Here is a 16,654-nt window from a genome sequence, read left to right as displayed (position 1 = left end):
AAACAGCATACGCTGGGCCATTTGTCGCCATACCTATAAGAAATAATGTTTCGGGAACACACTGTATATCCTATTGGGTAAACCAGTACATTTTTTAAGAACCTATTACACCGTCTTTGCAATAAGCGCATAACCCGTTATCAATTTGCCGATGTATTCATTTTGGATATATACGGCAGATGATTCCTGTATTGCATATCCATCATTTCTCACTTTTCACCTACTGTGTTTAACTATGAAATCAAATTTTACAAAGCACCTGTTACTGGCCATGTTCCTGGCCATCTCATGGATGCCTGCCCGCTCCCAGCTTGTGCTGGTCAGGCAGGTAACCGCATCCTCCGGAGGCTCAGGCATCATCGGGGGCATCCACTTCGATTATACCATCGGGGAAGCTGCCATCTCGCCCCTCTCCGCAGGGCCCATCCTCCTCACCCAGGGATTCCAGCAACCGGAGATCCTCCCCCCACTTGCTCCGGGAGGTAACCCCATTCTGGACTTCTCCCTATTTCCAAACCCGGCGCTCACAACCTTCAAGATCCAGTTCAGTCTCCTGACTAACGCCACCGTCACCTTCCTGCTGATGAACACCGCAGGACAGGTCATCTACCAGGACGTACGTAACTATGCCCCCGGCAAAGTCGTCATTCCCACCTCCGTAGATAAACTGGCTGCTGGCATCTATACCGTCATCCTGAAGGTTAACGCGTTCGTGTTCACTGAAAAACTTATTGTTCAATAGCCTAAACTGGTCTACCATGAAGCAACTCAAATGGATCCTCGTGCTTGCGGGACTGCTGGCGGTACATCCGTTGATGGCCCAGAAAAGCGCTCGTCAGCCCCATAATATCGGCGGCTCATTCCTGCTTATTAACCCAGATGCCAGGAGCAGCGCTACCGGTGGAGCCGTTACAGGACTTGAGCCGGACGCTAATGCCATGTTCGCCAACGCTGCCAAACTTCCCTTCGCAGGGGAATGGGGCGCCAGCGTTTCATACTCCCCCTGGATGTGGGACCTGCTCGATAAAAAAACGCATATGGCTTACATCTCAGGCTTTAAAACCTGGGGCGAACAGCAGAGCCTTGGCGCTGCCGTCAAATATTTCAATTATGGTGACGTCACCTTCCGCGATGATAATGGCATGGTACTTCAGCAGTACAGGCCCAGGGAATATGCCGTAGATCTCGCATACGCCAGAAAGCTGGGTTCCGCATTCGCCCTTGCTGTCACTGCCAGGTACATCAGAAGCGAACTGGGCAACGGCACTTACAACGGACAGCTGCAGAAGCCAGCCTCCGCTGTGGCAGGGGATATCAGCCTCTACTCACAAGAATATGCCAATCATATCGAAGGGAATAACCGGTACGCCTGGGGCATCAGCTTCACCAACATCGGTACCAAACTATCTTACACCGACGACAGTAATAAGAAAACCTTCCTCCCCATGAACCTCCGTATCGGTGGCGGGTACACTTTTGTTCGTACGGAAGATCACAAGTTTACCCTCGCCGCAGATGTCAACAAACTGCTGGTGCCAACGCCTCCGGTATACAAACTCGATCCCGATGGTAACCCCACCAGCGAGATTGACCGCGGTAAGGACCCCGACAGGAGTGTGGTGGAATCCATCTTCACTTCCTTCACCGATGCGCCGGACGGCTTCCGCGAAGAGTTCAGCGAGTTTTCTCTCGCTGCTGGAATAGAATATTCCTACCAAAACAACTTCTTCGTGCGAACCGGATACTTCTATGAAGATCCTGCAAAGGGGAACCGTCAGCAGTTCTCGGCAGGCTTCGGTGTAAGGGTACAGGGCTTCCAGCTCGATTTTGCTTACCTCCTCCCAGTAGGCGGAAGCTTACGCCAAAGGAAGAGTCTCAACTTCACGCTCATGTACACTCCCTTCAGGGATAAATAATAACGTAACCTTTCCTTATTAACATAAAGCACCAATTCCATGTACAAGTTTTTCATTTTCATCCCACTCTTGCTGATGGCCGCATTCTCCGATGCACATTCGCAGGCATCCGCCAAAGCTTCTGAAACCGGAGGCAGCGTCAAGGCCAGCCTCTTCAAGGATGGTATACCGAAACAGTTAACTATCACTGCCCCTAAACCGAAAGAAGCCTTCATCACCAGTAAGGATGCACTACGGCAACATATATTCCCCGGTGGAAACGGCACCGGAGGAGGCGTTCCCCGCAGTTTCAATTCGGGAGCCCGTAAGGCTAAAGCACAGGCGCCTGCTGCTGCAGGACAGCTTCCCAGCACCCAGTCTGCCGCTGAGTCTGCCCAAAAAGCTAAAGCCGGCGAATCAGCAAAAGCAGCGCCCGCTATTATTGACCCGGCAGCACAAGGCAAAGAGCCTTCCCTGCATTATGACAAGCCAAAAGAGAAAACCCCTAAAAACTGATCACCATGAAAAAAACTTTATACTTATTTATACTCTGCCTTGCAATCGCTTCCGGGAGCTATGCCCAGAACGCATTGTCGGGTATCAACTACCAGGCTGTGGCGCGTAACAGCAACGGTACCGTTTTAGCCAATCAGGCACTGAGCGTCCGCTTTTCTGTTCGTGGCGGCGGCCCCAATGGCGCTGTGCAATATCAGGAAACGCATAACACAGCTACCAACGCACTTGGCCTCTTTATACTGCAGGTAGGCCGCGGGACTGCGGTTTCCGGCACTTTCGCAGGAGTTCCCTGGGCCAATGCCAACCAGTTTCTTCAGGTAGAAGTAAATACAGGAGGAGGGTTTGTAACCCTCGGAACACAACAACTGTTGAGTGTTCCGTTTGCGCTGTTCGCGGCTAACGGTAATCCCGGCCCGCAAGGTCCTGCCGGACCTGCAGGACCACAAGGTGCTACCGGTGCCATTGGTCCCGTAGGACCAACCGGAGCCACAGGACCTGCCGGCTCTACTGGGCCTGCCGGTCCTGTAGGTCCTATCGGACCAATTGGTCCAATCGGCCCTGCCGGCGCAATCGGAGCTACTGGCCCTGCCGGGCCGGTAGGAGCAACCGGACCTATGGGCGCAACCGGTGCTGACGGAGCTACCGGCCCAATTGGCCCTGCCGGACCTGCAGGTGCTGCCGGACCTATTGGCCCCATTGGACCGGTTGGACCTGCTGGTGCTAATGGTGCAGTTGGACCACAGGGACCCGCAGGGCCTGTTGGTGCAGCCGGTCCCATAGGCCCAGTTGGACCTGCAGGTGCAGATGGCGCTGTAGGACCACAGGGACCCGCAGGGCCTGTTGGTGCTACAGGTGCAGTTGGCCCCCAGGGACCTGTTGGCGCTACCGGTGCAATGGGTCCTGTTGGAGCAACAGGTGCTGCAGGAGCTGATGGTGCAACCGGTCCCGCTGGTCCGCAAGGACCTATTGGCCCTGTAGGTCCTGCAGGTGCTGTAGGCGCAAAAGGTGCCGATGGAGCAGCCGGACCAGTTGGCCCGCAAGGACCCATTGGTCCTGTAGGTCCTGCAGGTGCTGTAGGTGCAACGGGAGCCGATGGAGCAGCCGGTCCTGCCGGGCCGCAAGGCCCTGCTGGCCCTATTGGTCCTGTAGGCCCCGCTGGTGCGGTAGGTGCAGCAGGTGCCGCAGGTGCTGATGGTGCAACTGGTGCTGTAGGACCTCAAGGCCCGGTTGGGCCTGCAGGTCCTGTAGGTGTTATGGGTCCCGCCGGACCTATTGGCCCGATTGGTCCTTCAGGCCCTGTAGGCCCGCAAGGGCCGGCCGGACCAGCTGGTGACATCAATGGAGTAACAGCAGGCGGGGATCTCTCGGGAACATACCCTAACCCTTCAGTAGCTAAAATCCAGACTATTCCTGTTTCCCTGACAGCACCGGTTGCTGGCCAGGTATTGAAATATTCAGGAACTGAATGGGCGCCTTCGGCAGACAACAATGGAGGCGGAGGGCTTACCCTTCCCTACGCTGCGGTGGAAAACAATGCTGCCACGCTTTTTTCAATTACCAATAATGGAGATGGTGCCTCTCTCGAAGGTGCTAATAATACCACTACATCTAACATTGCAAGCATACGCGGCATTATAACCTCAACAGCACCGGGCGGCTTCTCTTCTGCCGTGCGCGGGATCAACAATGGTACCGGTGGATTAGGGATTGGTGTTTGGGGTTCACAGAATGGCTCCGGATGGGGTGTATATGGCACCACTCCTAACGGCCTTGGTGTGTACGGCAATGCTTCCGCCAATGGCTTTGGTGTGTATGCTAACAGCAATACAGGCACAGGCCTTAACGCAACCAGTAATAACGGTATTGCTGCAAATATTTCAATTGCCAACAATGCAAACAATAATGTTGTACTCTCTACATCTACAGTAGGTAACGGTAATGTGATCAGTGTATCTACTACCGGGAATGGCAAAGGTGTATTTGCTAACACCATCAACGGGTTTGGGGTACAGGGTATGACAAGTAGTCAAACCAGTGCAGGTCTGGTGGGAGACAATACCGGCGGCGGAGAAGCTGTAGTGGGCCGTACTACCAGCAACATCGCCGGTGCGGTAGTAGGCCGCAATGATGGTGGTGGATATGGTGTGCATGGATTTATTGGTACAGACGTTTCCAATTCAGCTATCGCAGTATATGGCCGTGTAGGTGTGGGCGGTAGTACCGGCCGTGCAGGCAGGTTCGAAAACTTCAACCAGACCAATACCGAAGCCAATATCCTTGAAGTTCAATCCAACAGTAATGGTAATATCCCTGATAATACTTTGGGGAATGCTTCCTCATTCGTGCTGGATAATACGAACAGTGTAGGCGCTGCCGTAAGAGCAGAAGTAAATACCATCTTCGGCAACTTCGGTGCTGCGGGTGTATTCGGTATCTCTTCAGGTACAGGTGGCCGCGCAGGGCTTTTCTATGCCTCCAACCCTTCCGGAAACGGTGCTTCACTTATTGCACTGACTGATGGTAATGGTAATGCCATCACTGCCAATGCCGGTAAAGATGGCAATGGTGTGGAAACGAACATTGACGGTGCAGGTACTGCCATGTATGCATGGGTACCCACTTTTGCTACCGGCCGCGCAGGACGGTTCGAACATTTCAATGAAGATAATGACAACCCGGTAGTGACTGCTAAGACAGTAGGTAACGGTAATGCCGGAGAATTCATAGTGGATAATGCGCAAGGTACCTCTGCAGGGGTAGTGGGCGTGGTGAACTCCATCTTCGCCAATTTCGGTACTGCAGGCGTTTATGGCCGTGCAGACGGAACCGGCGGTACCGGAGGTTTGTTCTATGTCTCAAATGCAACCAACCCCCGCCCCGCTTTGATAGCGCTTACGAATGGTACAGGGGAAGGTATTGTTGCCAATGCCAATGACGGTAATGCGGTAGAAGCCAATGCAGACGGTTCCGGTACTGCGATCTATGGCTGGACGCCCAACTTCGGTACCGGCCGTGCAGGTCGTTTCTCCAACTTCAATACTGCCAACGGCCAGACTACTGTGGATATCCGCAACGACGGTACGGGTACTGCATTATTGGTAGATCACCGTGGGGCTTCCGGCAACATTGCAGTGTACAGGAACGTAGGGGCAAACGTGGCAAGGGTAAACAAAGCAGGCCGTGGTTTCTTTAACGGAGGTACACAGAACAGTGGTGCTGACATTGCGGAAGCATTTGATGTTCACGGTACGCTGACTGATTATGAACCGGGCGATGTATTGGTGATTTCCACACATACAGACCGTATGATGGAGAAATCTTCGCAGGCTTATTCCACTCTTGTGGCAGGTGTTTACGCAACTAAACCGGGTGTACTGCTGACAGAACAGGAAGGGACGGACGACATCGAAGGGCAGGTACCCATGGGTGTGGTAGGTGTTATACCTACAAAGGTTTGTGACGAAGGTGGTGCAATTGCCCGTGGCGACCTTCTCGTAACTTCCAGCACACCAGGATATGCGATGAAAGCGGATCCGGACAAGGTAAAAACCGGCCAGGTACTTGGAAAAGCGCTCCAGGAGCTGCCTTCCGGCAAAGGCCTGATCAAAGTACTGGTGAACGTGAAGTAAGATTTTCTATTACGATAAAAAGCCGCCTCTTAACGAGGCGGCTTTTTATCGTAATAGAAGCTGCTTTAGTGACTTCTACACAGAATTAGGAGCTACTAAAAACGCATCAGGCTGCCGGATAACCGACAGCCTGATGCGTTTATGCTGGTAAAATTAGTTCTTATCGAGGTAACAGCTTTTTGTCAGGAAACCCTACCTTTCGTCGTATATCTTCAGCGGTCTTCAGCTTCTTCACAAAAAACTCGTCTTTGCTAAAATCTATTTTAGTATTCCACTCACCAACTTCAACTAATTTGATTTCTTTTTCCAGTTTTTCCTTTGATAATCTTAAACTATTAAAGCCATATGTGAAATCGAGGTTAGGCAACGAATGGGTTGGCAAGCGTAGGTTTCTGATTCCATGTCTCCTTATTAAAACATGAAAAAGATGAAGTATTAGTCGAAAGGGGTTAAGTTATCATTCAGTGAGATAATTGGAAATGCCACAAAACATGAAGGCTGATCCGGGGAAACCGGACCAGCCTTTGATATGTTTACAAACCGTCTTAAAAACGGGATGGTTATACCTTGAAGTGGGAGAAAGCCTTGTTGGCTTCAGCCATACGGTGGGTATCTTCTTTCTTTTTGAAAGCAGCACCTTCACCTTTGCTGGCAGCAACGATTTCGTTCGCCAGTTTCTCAGCCATGCTCTTACCATTTCTTTCACCAGCGTAGCGAACCAGCCATTTGATGCTCAAAGACACCTTACGGTCAGCACGAACTTCAGCAGGGATCTGGAAGGTAGCACCACCTATACGGCGGCTGCGTACTTCTACGGCAGGCGTAACGTTGGTCAGGGCTTTTTTCCAAATTTCGTAGCCGTTTTCGTTAGTGATCTGGCTAACACGGTCTACAGCATCGTAGAAAATACGGTAGGCAATGCTTTTCTTTCCTTGCTCCATGATGTTATTCACGAATCGGGTAACCAGTTTATCCTGGAACCTTGGATCGGGAGCGAGGGGTAATTTTTTCGCAGCTTGCTTTCTCATTTATTGAAAGATTTCAACTATTTATTACAAATTATTTTTTAGCCTTTTCCTTCTTAGTACCATACTTGGAACGGCTTTGCTTCCTGTCTTTCACACCAGCAGTATCGAGGGAACCGCGAACGATGTGGTAACGAACACCCGGAAGGTCTTTCACCCTGCCACCACGGATCAGTACGATTGAGTGCTCTTGCAGGTTATGGCCTTCACCCGGAATGTAAGCGATCACTTCCACCTTGTTTGTAAGCTTTACTTTCGCAACCTTACGCAACGCGGAGTTCGGTTTCTTAGGGGTGGTAGTGTATACACGGGTGCATACGCCACGACGCTGCGGACAAGCATCCAACGCTCTGGATTTGGACTTGGCCCGGATAATTTCTCTTCCTTTTCTTACTAATTGTTGTATTGTAGGCATTCTTACCTAGTTTATATTTTACTGCTGATTTACAATGAAAACCAATTTCCCTTAGGGGAATTTGGGAGGGCAAAGGTATCACTTCCCTATTACATTACAAAATTGTAAGGAAGTTTTTTCCGAAAATCGGTCAATTATCAGGGATTCTCCAACAAGAGCGCTCCCGTTAACTGATCCCACTCCTCCTCCAACGTGCCACGAAACACAGGCTTCCCTGCCCTCGCATACCAATACGCCGCATTACCCGCATCCCCCTCCTTCCGGTGAAGATATGCATGTACCCACGACCCTGAACGGGAATGATCCTCCTGCGCAATGTCGTGGCTCCGGTCCCAATCCCCCTTTCCATCCCACCACATCGCCAACTGTGCCGGCGTTAAGCCAGCGGGCGGCAGTGCAGACTGCAGGGTTTGTTTGAAAGCCGGAAGCGTCATAAGGCCGCAAAGATAATACGATTCATCTTTCCGGACAAGCACCCCGCCCCCACTCCTTATGTATTCAGGCCTGCAATCTCCATTTTCACCGGTCATTTTCAGGCACATATTATTAATAACAGGACTCAGCCCTCTTGGCAGGAGGCGCTTCCAACTTAAAATGATATTGATTTACAACAGTTTGGCGGGGGAATGATATAAAAAAAGCCGGATTATGTCTCCATAACCCGGCTTAACGCTATAAACAACTTGTTAATTAGTCGATCTTGAAATTCCAGCCGCGCTCATCGGCAGCTTTGCCCGTCCGGATTGCATCCAGCCGCTCGATCACTTCCCGGCCCACTTCATATTTACTGGTATCAAGGCTGATCTTGTGCTCTTTGTAATCCAGCTGCTCCACATAGGCCACACTGGCTGCAGTACCCGTACCGAACACCTCGCGCAGGGTACCATTTTGCCAGGCTGCCACCACTTCTTCTATAGATACCGGGCGTTCTTCCACTTCCAGGCCCATATCGGTCAGCACGTCAATCACACTGGCCCGGGTTACCCCCGCCAGGATCGTTCCGTTCGTAAGATCCGGCGTAAGCGCACGGTTCCCGATGATAACGAATACGTTCATCGTACCACACTCCTGCAGCCATTTGTACTCAGCCCCGTCTACCCACAGTATCTGGTCGTACCCGTCTTTCCGGGCCTGCATAGTAGGATACATAGCCCCGCCATAGTTACCCGCAGCCTTGGCATAGCCAACACCGCCGGGGAAAGCACGGATGTATTTATCCTGCACCAGCAGGTGGATGGGTTTGTTGAAGTAAGGGCCCGAGGGACTGTTAATCACCGCAAAGCGGTAAGTATCCGAAGGGCGGACGCCGATGAATTCATCCATGGCGATCATAAAAGGCCGGAGGTACAGCGAGCAGCCTTCGTTGGAGGGTACCCACTCCCGGTCGAGGTCTATCAGCATAGCCATCCCGCCTACAAACAGCCATTCCGGTACATCGGGCATCCCCATGCGCTCGGCGCTTTTATTGAAGCGGGCATAGTTATCGTAAGGACGGAAGATCATGGGATGCCCCTGCTGATCGTTATACGCCTTGATACCTTCAAAGATCGCCTGCCCGTAATGCCAGGCGGCATTGGAAGGACTTACGGTAAAGGGCTGAAATGGTACGATTTCCGCATTGGACCATTCTTTACCATCAAAATCGGCCACCAGCATGTGGTCTGCATATTTTTTACCAAATACCAGGTGCTCAAAGTCTACCTCCGGAAGGCTGCTCCGGGAGGTTTTCGTTACCTTAATCCTCCGCTTCGCTTCTTCCATCACGGTAGATTTAGCGGTGGGATATTCTACTGCCATCATGGTTAATCAATTTTATCTCAATATTTTTACACGCTTATTTGCATGTTTCCGTTCCACCGAACGATCCGCAAATAAACGTTTTTTCCCACACATGGGATTATCACTTGAAGCATTAATATAATATTTATGAGCCTTGAGCGATTGCAGCTGGACCCGTTTCTGTTGGCGCAAATGTACCACCAGCCTATCATTCCGGAGGAAATTACAGCCGTTCGCGCGGAACCGAAAGCCGTGCCTGAAGTCAAATATTTAGGCGAAAATCAAAAAAACATCCTGCTGCTGATACAAAATGAAAAGGAAGCTTATTTGAGCGAGGAAACGTTCAATTTGCTCACTAATATCTTAAATGCATGTAAGCTAGGGATGCAGGATGTTGCATTGATAAATACGGCAAATTACCCCGGCATCCGGTTGCAGGATTTCCTGTCTAAAGTACCCGCCCGGCAGGTGATCTACTTCGCCATTTCACCGGAAGCACTGGGCCTTCCTCCTATGGAAACATACCGGATTGGCACCTATCAGGGCATCTCCGTACTGATGTCTGACGACCTGCAACTCATTGCAACTGACAAAACGCTCAAAGGCCGCCTCTGGATGTGCCTCAAACAATTATTCGGCATTTAAATGATCATATGGAACTTGTTTTTGCGACTAACAACGACAATAAGGTAAAAGAGATCCGCTCCCTGCTGGGCAATCAATTCTCTATCGTCACCCTCCGGCAAGCCGGAATTGACATCGACATCCCCGAGCCGCACCCTACCCTCGAAGAAAACGCCAGGGAGAAGTCGCTCACTATTTATAACATGACCGGTAAAGATTCCTTCTCGGAAGATACCGGCCTTGAGATCGACGCGCTCAACGGTGAGCCCGGCGTGCTCTCTGCCCGGTATGCCGGCGAAGCCAAAAGTGCCGACGATAACATCGAGAAAGTGCTCCGCTTACTCGAAGGGAATGCACAACGCACCGCCCGCTTCCGCACTGTTATCAGCCTCTTCCTCAACGGAGAGGAGCACCAGTTCGAAGGCGTTGCCGAAGGGGAGATCCTCCCAGGCAGATCGGGCGGTAAGGGATTTGGGTACGACCCCATCTTCCGCCCCACGGGTGGCGACCGCTCCTTTGCAGAAATGGAGCTCAGCGAAAAGAACCAGTTCAGTCACCGGGCCAAAGCTTTCAAAAAGCTGATCGCCTTCCTGCAGGATAACAATGGCAAGAGTTAAAATAGATATGCCGGAAACCTTCCGGTTCATTACCCAGCTGCCCGTCCGCATTACGGATATCAACTATGGCGGCCACCTCGGGAACGATGCCGTGGTGTCTATTCTCCAGGAAGCACGTATGCGCTACCTCGCTTCATTCGGCGCTACTGAGCTGAAAGCCCTTGGCACAGCACTCATCATGGCCGATGCCGCCATCGTCTATAAAGGTGAGGGTTTTTACGGCGACCAGCTTACAGTTGAAGTAACGGCAGACGAGTTCTCCTCCGTTGGCTTCGACCTTTTCTACCGCGTATCAACCTTCCGTGGCGGACAGCTCACCCTCATCGCGGAAGCTAAAACCGGAATGGTATGCTTCGATTATGAAGCCCGCAAAGTAGCGCGCCTTCCGGAAGCATTAAAAGAACAACTCAGTAAAACCAACGCATGACAAACAATATACAGGACATCATCCTTTACCGCCGCACGGTAAAACCGACGGCTATGAACAGCAAGAAGATCGACGACGAAACCATTCGTGAATTGCTCCAGCTGGCCGATTGGGCACCTACCCACGGCCTCACAGAGCCCTGGTATTTTGTAGTGTACAGTGGCGACAAAGTGCAGCAGTTCTGTACCGACCACGCCGAATTGTACAAGCAATACACCCCTGCTGCCCAGTATATCCCGGGCAATTACGACAAGCTGAAATCGCAGGGCGACCTCGCTTCCCATGTAATTGCCGTGGTAATGCGGCGCGGCGCCAATCCGAAAATCCCTGAGATCGAGGAAGTAGCGGCTACTGCCTGTGCGGTTGAAAACCTCTGGCTCGCGGCTACCGCTAAGAACATCGCGGTGTATTGGGGTTCTGGCGGAATGACGTATTCTCCCGCCATGCAGGATTATTTCGGACTGCGGGATGAAGACAAGGTGATGGGATTCCTTTATCTGGGTTATACAGAAGAGGCTCCACGCACCGGGCGGCGCGTAAAGCCTCTTGAAGATAAAGTGAAGTGGATGTAATTTTTATCAGCTAAGCCGGTACGTTTTAGCCAGATGCTGGAAATCACGTACCTGCTTTGCTTCCCATTCTCCGTTTTTGCCCGTTTCGGCAGCCATGATCCTGGCTACTTCAGGCGCTATGCGCAGGGCTTCTTCGGCATCGAGAAACAGGGCACGGGTGCGGCGGGCCAGGATGTCTTCCACGGTTTGCGCCATTTCAGAACGGATTCCCCAGAGTACCTGTGCACTGATGATACCCAGCGACTCGCTCAGTACTTTCTCACCATTATTCAGGCTTTTTACCGTAGCGGCATCGGCACCATAGAAATATAAGGGGTCGCTGTCGTTGAGTTTTACGGCTGCTCCATGTACCGGGAGGTTACGGGTAACGGAGGCAGTAGCCTGCCAGCCTTTTATTTTCTCCAGCCTGTCTACCACATCTTCCCCCATTTTACGGTAGGTGGTCCATTTACCACCAAGGATGGTGACCATGCCCGAGGGCGTTACCATGATCTTGTGGTTACGGGATATCTCTTTTGTTTTCTCACTCTTTTCAGGCTTGGCCAGCGGGCGGAGGCCTGCCCAAACGCTTTTCACATCGCTGCGCTGTGGGGTTTTCTCCAGGTACTGGCCTGCAGTTTCCAGGATAAACTGAATTTCTTTTTCCATGGCAACGGGGTCGAGACTGATCTCGTTTACGGGATTATCCGTTGTACCCACTACTATTTTATTATGCCAGGGCACGGCAAAGAGCACGCGGCCGTCGGATGTTTTCGGGATCATAAGGGCATTATCGCCGGGAAGGAACGAACGGTCGAGCACGAGGTGTACCCCCTGGCTGGCTACGATCTTACGCTTGATGGTGGGATCGTCCATTTCAAGGATATCATCTACGAACACGCCGGTGCAATTGATAATGCCTTTGGTGTTGAAGCGGTAGGATTTGCCGGATTCGGTGTCGCTGGCTTTTACCACAGCAAGCTGTCCTTTCCCGTCTTTTTCCAGACCGGTTACTTTCATATAGTTGAGTGCCACGCCGCCTTTGTCGTAGATGGTTTGCATGAGGTTTACCGCGAGGCGGGCATCATCAAACTGGCCGTCGTGATAGAGGATTCCAGCCGTGAGGTGGTCTTCTTTGAGGCCGGGCAGCAGGTTCAGTGTCTTTTTACGGGAGATGTGTTTAGAGGAACCGAGGCTGAGGCGGCCGGCCATCCAGTCATACATTTTAAGGCCAACGGTGTAAAAAATGCCTTCCCACCAGCTATAGGCGGGGATGACGAAGGAAAGGTTCTGGGAAAGGTGTTGTGCGTTTTTCAGTAACAGCCCTCTTTCTATACTGGCTTCGCGAACCAAGGCAACATCGCCCTGCGCCAGGTAACGGACGCCGCCGTGAAGGAGTTTGGTAGCTTTGCTTGACGTGGATTTGGCAAAATCAGATTGTTCAAGGAGAAGGGTTCTGTATCCGCGGGTTACAGCTTCGAGCGCGGCACCGAGGCCCGTGGCGCCTCCGCCGATCACTATTACATCCCACTCGCTGGTTTCCCCGATTTTTTGCAGTTGTTCTAAACGGTTCATTTGTCGCTATTGGATTCAAGGCATTATTATACAATATACATCGCATTCCGATACTGGCAAAATTAATCGTTTTTACCCGCTATTTCCGGGAAATCTCAGTTTCTGCCAGGAATAATGTTCTGATCATTGCATGTCAGGGGTTTATGATATTAACGCGGCAAGGGGGGATTTGTTCCCTTGTCTTATATATGCGGTAAATCGTCTGTACCCCGTCCGCCGGCCAGAGCAGCCGCGCGGAACCATGCGGTTAGAAGTCCCAGTTCTTGACCCTTGCCACGGCTTTCTGCCACCGCTCCCGGAGGGCGGGGCCCGGCTGCTGCGCAGGTTCAAAAACACGTTGGATGGTATATTGCTCCCGGATCTCCTCCAGGGTCCAGAATCCGGTGGCGAGGCCTGCGAGGTAAGCTGCCCCGGTAGCACTGGCCGGCATAACTGCCGGGCGCATCACGGGGTACTGCAGGATGTCGGTCTGCATCTGCATGAAAAAATCGTAGGTAGCGGAAGTACCATCTACCCGAAGTTCACGGATGGCACGGCCGCTGTCTTTTTCCATGGCATCGAGCGCATCGGCTATGCCGAGTGCCACCCCTTCGAGGGCAGCCCGGGCAATATGACCGGAGGAGGTGCCACGGGTAATGCCGATGATCATGCCACGGGCATAAGGGTCCCAATGCGGGGTACCCAAACCGGAAAGCGCCGGTACGAACATTACGCCGCCGTTATCCGGCTCCGTTTGTGCGAGGGCTTCTATCTCCGCGGTGGATTCAATCAGGCCGAGACCGTCGCGGATCCAGCGGAAAACGGAGCTGCCGCCGAACACGCTGCCTTCGAGTGCATAGGTCACATCCTCTCCTATTTTCCATGCAATGGTGGTGAGCAGGTGATTATCGGAAGTAACGGGTTTGCTGCCGGTGTTCATCAGTGCGAAGCACCCACTGCCGTATGTATTTTTAACCATACCCGGCTCCAGGCACATCTGCCCGAAAAGAGCCGCCTGCTGATCGCCCGCTACCCCGGCAATGGGGATCACGGCATCCAGCAATCCGGATTGGGTATGCCCGATGATCTCGCTGTTGGAGCAGATGGAAGGTAATAACTGATGGGGAATATTAAATAACCGCAGCAGCTCCTCGTCCCATTCCAAAGTATGGATGTTGAAGAGCATGGTGCGGGAAGCGTTCGTTAAGTCGGTTACATGTACTTTACCGCCTGTGAGTTTCCAGATGAGCCAGGCATCGATGGTACCGAAGGCCAGTTTACCCTGCTCAGCGCGGAGCCGGGCATCGGGAATGTGATCGATGATCCAGGAGATTTTGCTGGCAGAGAAATAAGCGTCGAGGATGAGGCCGGTTTTACGTTGCACCAGTCCGGAAAAGCCCTGGTAACGGAATTCGTCTACCAGTTTGGAAGTGCGCCGGTCCTGCCAGGCAATGGCATTGTATACAGGCTCTCCTTTTTCACGGTCCCATATCACGGTGGTTTCGCGCTGGTTGGCGATGCCGATACCGGCAATATCTGCGGCCTGGATGCCTGCGGTAGCGATCAGTTCTTCCACTACAGACAGCATGGTGTACCAGATCTCATTCGGATCTACTTCTATCCAGCCGGGTTGCGGATAATACTTTTCGTATTCTTTCTGCAAATGCATCACTACCTGCCCCTCGCGTGAAAAGAGCACTGCCCCGGCAGCGCTGGAGCCGAGATCGAGAGAGAGGATATATTTCTTTTCGCCGTTCATCTGCCGGATATTTTTTAGACTTGCTTCAGGTCGGTAATGGCCTGCATCAGTTCGCCAAGGTACTGATACATGGTTTCGAGATATTCGTTGCCGAGATCGGTGATCTGGTAATATTTGCGGGGTACGCCCTCATCCATTTCCACCCATCTCGATTCTACCAGTTTTTCTTTCTTAAGGCGGCTCAGCAGGGGATAAATAGTGCCTTCGGCGATATCCATATCCGCCAGTTTTTTAATCTCGCTGATGAGCTCATACCCGTACCGCTCCTTTTTTTGCAGCAGCAGCATAATGATGTATTCGAACAATCCCTTTTTTATCTGGGACTGCCACCGTGTAATAAAATATGCGTTTGCATCAGGCTTGCGCTCCATATTCGGGGGTCGGTACGTGAATAACTAAATGTAAATCAATTATTGCAGTAAATGCGGGCGTTCGGTGTATACTTTCCAGATAAACTCTCCGAAAATAGTATTGGCCCATGCAAACCACGAACGGGTGAATTTGGAAGGATCATCTTTGTGGAAAGACTCATGCATAAACCCTTTCCCTGCGTGGCAGGATTTCAGGATGCGGAGGCATTCGCGGATCTCCGATTCGTTCTTGCTCGTAAGCCCCTGCATCACCAGGCTGATGGGCCAGATGCGGTCCATTCCCGTATGCGGACTGCCAATCCCTTTCCCTGCTTTTCCGGAGAAATGGAAAGGGTTTTCGGAAGACAGGATCATCTTCCGCGTATTAGCATAAATGGGATCGTTCGGAGCTACGGCGCCGAGGTAAGGCAGTGATAGCAGGCTTGGCACGTTGGCATCATCCATCAGGTGGTAGCTGCCGAAACCGTTTACCTCGAATGCATATACTTTACCGAACTGCGGATGCGTGGTTACTGCATATTTCTTCAGTGCGCTTTCCACTTCAGTAGCCAGTGCACGGCATTCTGCAGCCAGTGCTGCATCCATCTTCTGCGCGGTGAGTATCTCGGCCGCCTGGCGGAGGCTTACAACGGCGAAGAAGTTGGACGGTACGAGGAATTGAAATACCGTGGCATCGTCACTGGGGCGGAAAGTGCTGCAGATAAGGCCCACCGGTTTTACGGGATAGCCGTAACCAGCCAGGGGCACCCCGTCGGTAGCCCAGGAAGTATTGCGCTGGAAGGTGTATGGACCCGGACCGTTTTTGCGTTGCTGTTCGCGGAACGTTTTCACGGTGAGGGAAATGGAAGTTTGCCAGGCCTCATCGAAGGGCGAGGTGTCTCCCGTTTTTTTCCAGTAGAGATAAGCGAGGCGGATGGGGTAGCAAAGCGAATCGATTTCCCATTTGCGCTCATGGATACCGGGCTTCATATCGGTGATGTCGCTGGCCCATTCTCCGCGTTTGTTCTCGTCTTTATAGAACGCGTTGGCGTAAGGATCTTTGTGAATACATTTCACCTGGTGGTTGATCACCCCGGCAATGAGGTGCTGCAGGTCTTTATCTTTCGATACCAGCTGCAGGTAGGGCGATACCTGTGCGGTACTGTCGCGCAGCCACATGGCGTCAATATCACCAGTGATCACATAGGTGTCCGGCCGGCCATTGATGGTGGTGTATTCCACCGTGGTATCGAGGGTGTTAGGAAAACAGTTGTTGAACAGCCAGGCCATCTCGGGATCTTTCACACCTTTCTGTACGGCGGCTATGGCGTCTTCCACGGCTTTGCTGCGAAACTTGCGCTGCGCTTCCGGCACTCTTACAACGGGGAACGGATCGGCCGTAGCCCAGGAGAGAGCGGGGCGCAGGAGTGCTGCGGAGGAAAGTATGGCGGACTGACGGAGAAAATTTCTTCTGCTCATAACTTATATCATTGAACCTGAAAAATAGAAAATC

The 16,654-nt window shown here is 52.0% G+C and carries 16 protein-coding genes; 8 read left to right on the top strand and 8 right to left on the bottom strand.

Annotation, left to right across the window (positions count from 1 at the left end):
• The first annotated feature begins 235 nt into the window (after positions 1-235).
• From DEV76_RS12435 to DEV76_RS12420, 4 genes are read left to right on the top strand one after another with little or no spacing between them, the layout of a single operon-like run.
• On the top strand, positions 236-742 hold the full coding sequence (locus DEV76_RS12435; protein WP_157962864.1) for a T9SS type A sorting domain-containing protein: 507 nt from the start codon (positions 236-238) through the stop codon (positions 740-742).
• A 16-nt stretch (positions 743-758) separates the two neighbouring features.
• Entirely contained in the window at positions 759-1,916 is a 1,158-nt protein-coding gene (porV, locus tag DEV76_RS12430; protein WP_109698247.1) for a type IX secretion system outer membrane channel protein PorV, read from the top strand.
• Between the two features lie 39 nt (positions 1,917-1,955).
• On the top strand, positions 1,956-2,411 hold the full coding sequence (locus DEV76_RS12425; protein ID WP_109698246.1) for a hypothetical protein: 456 nt from the start codon (positions 1,956-1,958) through the stop codon (positions 2,409-2,411).
• A 5-nt stretch (positions 2,412-2,416) separates the two neighbouring features.
• A complete protein-coding gene (locus tag DEV76_RS12420) occupies positions 2,417-6,040 on the top strand; it encodes a collagen-like domain-containing protein (protein WP_109698245.1) in 3,624 nt (1,207 codons plus the stop codon).
• A gap of 560 nt (positions 6,041-6,600) precedes the next feature.
• Here the strand turns inward: DEV76_RS12420 and rpsG are convergent.
• The 4 genes from rpsG to DEV76_RS12395 form a co-directional block, all read right to left on the bottom strand.
• Entirely contained in the window at positions 6,601-7,068 is a 468-nt protein-coding gene (rpsG, locus tag DEV76_RS12410; RefSeq protein ID WP_109698243.1) for a 30S ribosomal protein S7, read from the bottom strand.
• Positions 7,069-7,099: 31 nt separating this feature from the next.
• Positions 7,100-7,480, bottom strand: a complete 381-nt coding sequence (gene rpsL / locus DEV76_RS12405; RefSeq protein WP_109698242.1) for a 30S ribosomal protein S12 — start codon at positions 7,478-7,480, stop codon at positions 7,100-7,102.
• A gap of 137 nt (positions 7,481-7,617) precedes the next feature.
• Positions 7,618-7,914 carry a hypothetical protein gene (locus DEV76_RS12400; protein WP_109698630.1) on the bottom strand — a complete coding sequence of 99 codons (297 nt, stop codon included), beginning with the start codon at positions 7,912-7,914 and terminating at the stop codon, positions 7,618-7,620.
• Positions 7,915-8,170: 256 nt separating this feature from the next.
• Positions 8,171-9,280, bottom strand: a complete 1,110-nt coding sequence (locus tag DEV76_RS12395) for a branched-chain amino acid aminotransferase (protein ID WP_232826937.1) — start codon at positions 9,278-9,280, stop codon at positions 8,171-8,173.
• A gap of 126 nt (positions 9,281-9,406) precedes the next feature.
• Between DEV76_RS12395 and DEV76_RS12390 the strand changes: the two genes are divergently transcribed.
• Genes DEV76_RS12390 through DEV76_RS12375 form a run of 4 tightly spaced genes read left to right on the top strand, consistent with a single transcriptional unit; the run spans position 9,407 to position 11,499 of the window.
• Positions 9,407-9,904 carry a hypothetical protein gene (locus tag DEV76_RS12390; RefSeq protein WP_157962863.1) on the top strand — a complete coding sequence of 166 codons (498 nt, stop codon included), beginning with the start codon at positions 9,407-9,409 and terminating at the stop codon, positions 9,902-9,904.
• Positions 9,905-9,912: 8 nt separating this feature from the next.
• The gene (gene rdgB / locus DEV76_RS12385) at positions 9,913-10,500 is read left to right on the top strand and encodes an RdgB/HAM1 family non-canonical purine NTP pyrophosphatase (protein ID WP_109698240.1); all 588 of its coding nucleotides are present in this window, start codon (positions 9,913-9,915) and stop codon (positions 10,498-10,500) included.
• A complete protein-coding gene (locus tag DEV76_RS12380) occupies positions 10,487-10,927 on the top strand; it encodes an acyl-CoA thioesterase (protein ID WP_109698239.1) in 441 nt (146 codons plus the stop codon). The genes rdgB and DEV76_RS12380 overlap by 14 nt, the downstream gene beginning before the upstream one ends.
• A complete protein-coding gene (locus tag DEV76_RS12375; protein WP_109698238.1) occupies positions 10,924-11,499 on the top strand; it encodes a nitroreductase family protein in 576 nt (191 codons plus the stop codon). Before DEV76_RS12380 ends, DEV76_RS12375 begins: the two co-directional genes overlap by 4 nt.
• Before the next feature lie 6 nt (positions 11,500-11,505).
• Here DEV76_RS12375 and DEV76_RS12370 read toward each other — a convergent pair whose 3' ends face one another.
• From DEV76_RS12370 to DEV76_RS12355, 4 genes are all read right to left on the bottom strand, one after another.
• A complete protein-coding gene (locus DEV76_RS12370; RefSeq protein ID WP_109698237.1) occupies positions 11,506-13,053 on the bottom strand; it encodes a glycerol-3-phosphate dehydrogenase/oxidase in 1,548 nt (515 codons plus the stop codon).
• Positions 13,054-13,300: 247 nt separating this feature from the next.
• Complete coding sequence (gene glpK / locus DEV76_RS12365; RefSeq protein ID WP_198652054.1) at positions 13,301-14,791, bottom strand: glycerol kinase GlpK; 1,491 nt, start codon at positions 14,789-14,791, stop codon at positions 13,301-13,303.
• Between the two features lie 14 nt (positions 14,792-14,805).
• Positions 14,806-15,078, bottom strand: a complete 273-nt coding sequence (locus tag DEV76_RS12360) for a PadR family transcriptional regulator (protein WP_172622344.1) — start codon at positions 15,076-15,078, stop codon at positions 14,806-14,808.
• 123 nt (positions 15,079-15,201) lie between these two features.
• On the bottom strand, positions 15,202-16,620 hold the full coding sequence (locus DEV76_RS12355; RefSeq protein WP_109698234.1) for a glycoside hydrolase family 125 protein: 1,419 nt from the start codon (positions 16,618-16,620) through the stop codon (positions 15,202-15,204).
• Positions 16,621-16,654: the final 34 nt, after the last annotated feature.

Source organism: Chitinophaga deserti (assembly GCF_003149455.1).
In the GTDB taxonomy this organism is placed as follows: domain Bacteria; phylum Bacteroidota; class Bacteroidia; order Chitinophagales; family Chitinophagaceae; genus Chitinophaga; species Chitinophaga deserti.
Note: the sequence above shows the minus strand (reverse complement) of the source record. Positions and strands in the feature narration are given on the sequence as shown.

Excerpts from the sequence above, each read along its gene's own strand:
- DEV76_RS12435 (WP_157962864.1), top strand. The coding sequence starts at position 236 with ATGAAATCAAATTTTACAAAGCACCTGTTACTGGCCATGTTCCTGGCC.
- porV (WP_109698247.1), top strand. The coding sequence starts at position 759 with ATGAAGCAACTCAAATGGATCCTCGTGCTTGCGGGACTGCTGGCGGTA.
- DEV76_RS12425 (WP_109698246.1), top strand. The coding sequence starts at position 1,956 with ATGTACAAGTTTTTCATTTTCATCCCACTCTTGCTGATGGCCGCATTC.
- DEV76_RS12420 (WP_109698245.1), top strand. The coding sequence starts at position 2,417 with ATGAAAAAAACTTTATACTTATTTATACTCTGCCTTGCAATCGCTTCC.
- rpsG (WP_109698243.1), bottom strand. The coding sequence starts at position 7,068 with ATGAGAAAGCAAGCTGCGAAAAAATTACCCCTCGCTCCCGATCCAAGG.
- rpsL (WP_109698242.1), bottom strand. The coding sequence starts at position 7,480 with ATGCCTACAATACAACAATTAGTAAGAAAAGGAAGAGAAATTATCCGG.
- DEV76_RS12400 (WP_109698630.1), bottom strand. The coding sequence starts at position 7,914 with ATGACGCTTCCGGCTTTCAAACAAACCCTGCAGTCTGCACTGCCGCCC.
- DEV76_RS12395 (WP_232826937.1), bottom strand. The coding sequence starts at position 9,280 with ATGATGGCAGTAGAATATCCCACCGCTAAATCTACCGTGATGGAAGAA.
- DEV76_RS12390 (WP_157962863.1), top strand. The coding sequence starts at position 9,407 with ATGAGCCTTGAGCGATTGCAGCTGGACCCGTTTCTGTTGGCGCAAATG.
- rdgB (WP_109698240.1), top strand. The coding sequence starts at position 9,913 with ATGGAACTTGTTTTTGCGACTAACAACGACAATAAGGTAAAAGAGATC.
- DEV76_RS12380 (WP_109698239.1), top strand. The coding sequence starts at position 10,487 with ATGGCAAGAGTTAAAATAGATATGCCGGAAACCTTCCGGTTCATTACC.
- DEV76_RS12375 (WP_109698238.1), top strand. The coding sequence starts at position 10,924 with ATGACAAACAATATACAGGACATCATCCTTTACCGCCGCACGGTAAAA.
- DEV76_RS12370 (WP_109698237.1), bottom strand. The coding sequence starts at position 13,053 with ATGAACCGTTTAGAACAACTGCAAAAAATCGGGGAAACCAGCGAGTGG.
- glpK (WP_198652054.1), bottom strand. The coding sequence starts at position 14,791 with ATGAACGGCGAAAAGAAATATATCCTCTCTCTCGATCTCGGCTCCAGC.
- DEV76_RS12360 (WP_172622344.1), bottom strand. The coding sequence starts at position 15,078 with ATGCTGCTGCTGCAAAAAAAGGAGCGGTACGGGTATGAGCTCATCAGC.
- DEV76_RS12355 (WP_109698234.1), bottom strand. The coding sequence starts at position 16,620 with ATGAGCAGAAGAAATTTTCTCCGTCAGTCCGCCATACTTTCCTCCGCA.